Genomic DNA, 5,170 nt, shown 5'->3' with positions numbered 1-5,170 from the left:
AACCTTGTGCGGGGCGCTCTCGCTCCCCGCCCCCCGCCCGCACCGCACCAGGAAGGTGTCCCCCCGTGGAAAACGGCGCCGCCCCGACCGCCAGGCCCGTGATCGTCGCGATCGACGGTCCCTCCGGCACGGGCAAGTCGAGCACGTCGAAGGCCGTCGCCGCGCAGCTCGGCCTCAGCTACCTGGACACCGGTGCCCAGTACCGGGCGATCACCTGGTGGATGGTGACCAACGGCATCGACCTGGAGGATCCGACCGCCGTCGCCGCCGTCGCCGGGAAGCCGGAGATCGTCTCCGGCACCGACCCGGCCGCCCCGACCATCACGGTCGACGGCGTGGACGTGTCCGGCCCGATCCGCACCCAGGAGGTCACCTCCAAGGTCAGCGCGGTCAGCGCGGTGCCCGAGGTGCGTACCCGGATCACCGAGCTCCAGCGCTCGCTGGCCGCCGCCGCGGAGCACGGCATCGTGGTGGAGGGCCGGGACATCGGGACGACCGTCCTGCCGGACGCCGACCTGAAGATCTTCCTCACCGCCTCCCCGGAGGCCCGCGCGGCCCGCCGCAGCGGCGAGCTGAAGGGTGCCGACGTCCACGCCACCCGCGAGGCCCTGATCAAGCGGGACGCGGCCGACTCCAGCCGCAAGACCTCGCCGCTCGCCAAGGCCGACGACGCCGTCGAGGTGGACACCACCGAGCTGACCCTCGCCCAGGTCATCGAGTGCGTCGTCACCCTGGTCGAGGAGAAGCGGGCCGGGAAGTGACCTCGGTGCCGGTGCCCTCACGGCGGGGTGCGGAGGTCGGCCGCCGCATCGGCGTCGGGCTGATGTACGGCCTGTGGCGGCCGCGGGTGCTCGGCGCCTGGAAGGTGCCGGCCGCCGGCCCGGTCATCCTCGCCGTGAACCACTCCCACAACATCGACGGACCGATGGTGATGGGCGTGGCACCCCGCCCCACGCACTTCCTGATCAAGAAGGAGGCCTTCGTCGGCCCGCTGGACCCCTTCCTGACCGGCATCGGCCAGCTGAAGGTGGACCGCGCCACGGCCGACCGGGGCGCGATCTCCCAGGCGCTCGGCGTGCTGGCGGACGGGGGAGTGCTGGGCATCTTCCCGGAGGGCACCCGGGGCGAGGGCGACTTCGCCGCGCTGCGCGCCGGGCTCGCCTACTTCGCGGTCCGCAGCGGGGCGCCGATCGTCCCGGTGGCCGTCCTGGGAAGCGCCGAGCGCCCCAGCCGGTTGACCAAGGCACTGCCCCCGCTGCGCTCCCGCGTCGACGTGGTCTTCGGAGACCCCTTCGAGGCGGGTGACGGCACTGGGCGGCGGACGCGCGCGGCGCTGGACGCGGCGACCGAGCGGATCCGGAAACAGCTCACCAGCCACCTGGAAAACGCCAGGCGCCTGACCGGGCGCTAGGCGACACTTGAGTAGTGGATCAGCCCCCACCGGGCCGGTCCACCGATCACCACCAATGAACGACGAGGTACGGACTTCATGAACGACGACATCCAGCCCGACGGCTCGGCCGAGCACGAGTACGAGCACGGGGCTCTCGGCGACGCCGAGTACGCGGAGTTCATGGAGCTCGCCGCGGAAGAGGGCTTCGACATCGAGGACGTCGAGGGCGCCATCGAGGCGGCGGGCCACGGCCCGCTGCCCGTGCTCGCCGTCGTCGGCCGCCCCAATGTCGGCAAGTCGACTCTGGTGAACCGGATGATCGGCCGCCGCGAGGCGGTCGTGGAGGACCGGCCGGGCGTCACCCGCGACCGCGTCACCTACGAGGCCGAGTGGGCCGGGCGCCGCTTCAAGGTCGTCGACACCGGCGGCTGGGAGCAGGACGTCCTCGGCATCGACGCCTCCGTGGCGGCCCAGGCCGAGTACGCGATCGAGGCGGCCGACGCGGTCGTCTTCGTCGTGGACGCCAAGGTCGGCGCGACCGACACCGACGAGGCGGTCGTCCGGCTGCTGCGCAAGGCCGGCAAGCCGGTCGTGCTGTGCGCCAACAAGGTCGACGGCCCGAGCGGCGAGGCCGACGCCGCCTATCTGTGGAACCTCGGCCTCGGCGAGCCCCACCCGGTCTCGGCGCTGCACGGCCGCGGCACCGGCGACATGCTCGACGCCGTCCTGGAGGTGCTGCCGGACGCGCCCGAGCAGTCCTTCGGCACCGCGATCGGCGGCCCCCGCCGGATCGCCCTGATCGGCCGCCCGAACGTCGGCAAGTCCTCGCTGCTGAACAAGGTTGCCGGCGAGGAGCGCGTCGTCGTCAACGAGCTGGCGGGCACCACCCGCGACCCGGTGGACGAGATCATCGAACTCGGCGGCAAGACCTGGAAGTTCGTGGACACCGCCGGCATCCGCAAGCGGGTCCACCTCCAGCAGGGCGCCGACTACTACGCCTCCCTGCGCACGGCGGCCGCGGTGGAGAAGGCGGAGGTCGCGGTCATCCTGCTCGACGCCTCCGAGAGCATCTCGGTGCAGGACCAGCGGATCGTCACCATGGCCGTCGAGGCGGGCCGCGCGATCGTCCTGGCCTTCAACAAGTGGGACACCCTCGACGAGGAGCGCCGCTACTACCTGGAGCGGGAGATCGAGACCGAGCTGGGCCAGGTTGCCTGGGCGCCCCGGGTCAATGTCTCGGCGCGCACCGGCCGGCACATGGAGAAGCTGGTCCCGGCGATCGAGACGGCCCTCGCGGGCTGGGAGACCCGTGTTCCCACCGGCCGGCTGAACGCCTTCCTCGGCGAGCTGGTCTCGGCCCACCCGCACCCGATCCGGGGCGGCAAGCAGCCGCGCATCCTGTTCGGCACCCAGGCCGGCACCAAGCCGCCGCGATTCGTGCTGTTCGCCTCCGGCTTCATCGAGGCGGGTTACCGGCGCTTCATCGAACGCCGGCTGCGCGAGGAGTTCGGCTTCGAGGGCACCCCGATCCACATCTCGGTGCGGGTGCGCGAGAAGCGCGGCGCGAAGAAGAAGTAACAGCGGTACGACACGACGGGCGGCCCCTGGAGAACCAGGGGCCGCCCGTCGTGTGCGGGGGTGTCACGCGCCGCGGCGCTGCCCCGGGGGCAGGGCGGCGGCCGGGACGTACGGCGCCCCGGAGTCCTGCCGGCCGAGCGTGCCGACCCGCTGCCACTGCGACTGCTGCCGGGCGCTGTAGGCACCCGCGCTGTAGGCGCTGTAGGAGCTGCTGAACGTCCCCGCCCGGTGGCCGCCGTATCTGCTGCCGCCGTCCGGGAAGTCCCCGAAGGCGCTGAACCTCAGCTCCTCCTCACCGCTGCGGTCCCCCGGCAGCGTGCGGAAGGTCTTGACCCACTCCGCGTAGAGCGTGTCGTAGATCGGCGTGGCCGACGGTCCACCGGAAGCCTCCCGTGCCGCCCGGGCGGGCGGCACGGAGGAGAAGGACCGACGGGGCGGTGTGTCGTATGCGTGCACGTATGTCCAAACGACCGGAACCCCAAAGGGATGCGGTCGTACGATTCCCCAGGGAGCGCGGCCCGTCCGGCGGGCGGGTCTCACGTACCGGCGAGCGGCAGCGCCGCGGCGACCAGCCTCCCTTGCGCGGCGGCCCGGTCGAGAGCCTCCCGCAGCAGGTCCTCCCTCGGCTGCCGCCCGATGGACCCGACCGGCGCCGCGAACATCAGCACCTGCTGGTGCTTGTTGGCGGCGGCCCGCCAGCCGTCGGTCACCTGGAGCGGCTGGTGCGCCTGCCACCAGGCCACCGGCCGGCCGCCGTCGCCGCCCGGCTGGAGCACCGCGTGCAGCCGGCCCACGGCCAGCAGCACGGACCAGCCGTGCAGCACCTCGGGGACACCGGTCAGCCCGGTCACCGGTGTGAAGCCCTGCTCGATGAGCAGCGGGAGGAAGTCGTCGCCGGGCCCGTCCGTGCCCGGCCGGACGATCGCGGAGGTGGGTTCGACCACGAGTGCGGGGTGCAACTCGCCGTCGAGCAGGACCAGTCCGCTGGTCACGCCGAGCACCGCCTGCTCGGGCGCGGACCGCTGCGGCTCGCCGCCGGCCGGTTCGTCGTCGACGACGCCGATGGACCGGACGGCGCCCCGCAACTGCTCCTCCGTGACCTGCACGACCTGCGAGGGCAGGCAGCCGGCGTGGGCGAAGGCGAGGACGGCGGTCTCGTCGCCGACGAACAGTACGGTGCTGGTGCGCTCCTGCTCGGAGTCGCCCGGGGTGCGGCAGGACGTGCAGTCGTAACTGCCCGGGGCGTTCTCTCCGGCGAGCAGCCGTTCGGCTTCTTCGTCGCCGATCTCGGCGCGTACGGCGTCACTGACGTCGAGCATGCGCGGCACGGGTGGCTCCCTCGGGATGCGGTGCTGATGTCGGCCGGGTGGCTCCCGGCCGATGAGCCCCGGGGTTGCGGGCTCATGAAGAAGACAACGGACGTGCTGTGGTGGGAGTCACGCCTTGGGGCGGACTGGTTCGCGCCTTCCCCCGCACAGGGTCACCTTGGGTGCGGAATCCGGCACACACCGTCAACTTCTTGTATACGGAAGGCGCTTGAAAGGGTGAGGTGGCTCACAGGCCGTCGAGGGGTGGTGGTGGGAATATCCGTAAATCGCCGGATGTAGTGGGTGGCCGGAAATCGCCGCTACCTCCGGTAACCGGCAACTGGCCTGGCACGACGGTGAGTTGGTTGATTCCTGCCGCTCGTCCTCCCTAGATTCCTCCGCCGTGTGCAACGAGCACCGCTCGGGTACGTCCGCCGGCCGCGTCAGGCAGAGCACGATCGCCGACACCGGCCGCGGCGGACGGGGCGGGCGCGAGGGACCGCGGTCATGCGGGGTCCCGGCGCGTTCCGCCCGGGGGAGCCCGGGTTCGTGGAGAGGGAACCATATGTCCGAGTGTGCCGATACCACCCGTCACCCCGCCCGTTCCGAGGGCACCCGCAAGGGCCGCGCCGCGGCCACCCTCGCGGGAGCCGCCCTGCTGGCCCCCCTGGGCCTGCTGGCCGCGACCGGCAACGCCGCCGCGGCGGACAACGGGGTGTGGGACCGCATCGCCCGGTGCGAGAGCGGCGGCAACTGGCACATCAACACCGGCAACGGCTACTACGGCGGGCTCCAGTTCTCCGCCGGCACCTGGCGCGCGTACGGCGGCACCGCCTACGCCCCGACGGCCGACCAGGCCTCCAGAAGCGCGCAGATCGCCGTCGCCACCCGG

At 72.6% G+C, this 5,170-nt stretch carries 6 protein-coding genes; 4 read left to right on the top strand and 2 right to left on the bottom strand.

Annotated elements, in window-relative coordinates; all coding sequences use genetic code 11:
- Positions 1 to 65 precede the first annotated feature (65 nt).
- From cmk to der, 3 genes are all read left to right on the top strand, one after another.
- Positions 66 to 761: a (d)CMP kinase gene (cmk, locus tag H5J33_RS22885; protein ID WP_181796786.1), complete on the top strand. Its 696-nt coding sequence runs from the start codon at positions 66 to 68 to the stop codon at positions 759 to 761.
- 62 nt (positions 762 to 823) lie between these two features.
- On the top strand, positions 824 to 1,411 hold the full coding sequence (locus H5J33_RS22880; RefSeq protein ID WP_220212651.1) for a lysophospholipid acyltransferase family protein: 588 nt from the start codon (positions 824 to 826) through the stop codon (positions 1,409 to 1,411).
- A 78-nt stretch (positions 1,412 to 1,489) separates the two neighbouring features.
- On the top strand, positions 1,490 to 2,971 hold the full coding sequence (gene der, locus H5J33_RS22875) for a ribosome biogenesis GTPase Der (protein ID WP_181796784.1): 1,482 nt from the start codon (positions 1,490 to 1,492) through the stop codon (positions 2,969 to 2,971).
- Positions 2,972 to 3,034: 63 nt separating this feature from the next.
- On the opposite strand, the gene H5J33_RS22870 is transcribed toward der, so the two are convergent.
- A complete protein-coding gene (locus tag H5J33_RS22870) occupies positions 3,035 to 3,427 on the bottom strand; it encodes a hypothetical protein (RefSeq protein ID WP_181796783.1) in 393 nt (130 codons plus the stop codon).
- A gap of 80 nt (positions 3,428 to 3,507) precedes the next feature.
- Positions 3,508 to 4,299, bottom strand: coding sequence for a hypothetical protein (locus tag H5J33_RS22865; protein WP_181796782.1), 792 nt, complete (start codon positions 4,297 to 4,299; stop codon positions 3,508 to 3,510).
- A 544-nt stretch (positions 4,300 to 4,843) separates the two neighbouring features.
- Between H5J33_RS22865 and H5J33_RS22860 the strand changes: the two genes are divergently transcribed.
- Positions 4,844 to 5,170: transglycosylase family protein (locus H5J33_RS22860; RefSeq protein WP_181796781.1), on the top strand; the 327-nt coding region annotated here is incomplete at its 3' end.

The organism is Streptomyces sp. WELS2, assembly GCF_013870595.1.
GTDB lineage: Bacteria > Actinomycetota > Actinomycetes > Streptomycetales > Streptomycetaceae > Streptomyces.
The sequence above is the reverse complement of the archived record's forward strand: the minus strand, read 5'-3'. Positions and strand labels throughout refer to the sequence as shown.

What these genes read in the sequence shown, in the direction of transcription:
- H5J33_RS22880 (WP_220212651.1), top strand. Translation starts at nt 824, where the DNA reads ATGTACGGCCTGTGGCGGCCGCGGGTGCTCGGCGCCTGGAAGGTGCCG.
- der (WP_181796784.1), top strand. Translation starts at nt 1,490, where the DNA reads ATGAACGACGACATCCAGCCCGACGGCTCGGCCGAGCACGAGTACGAG.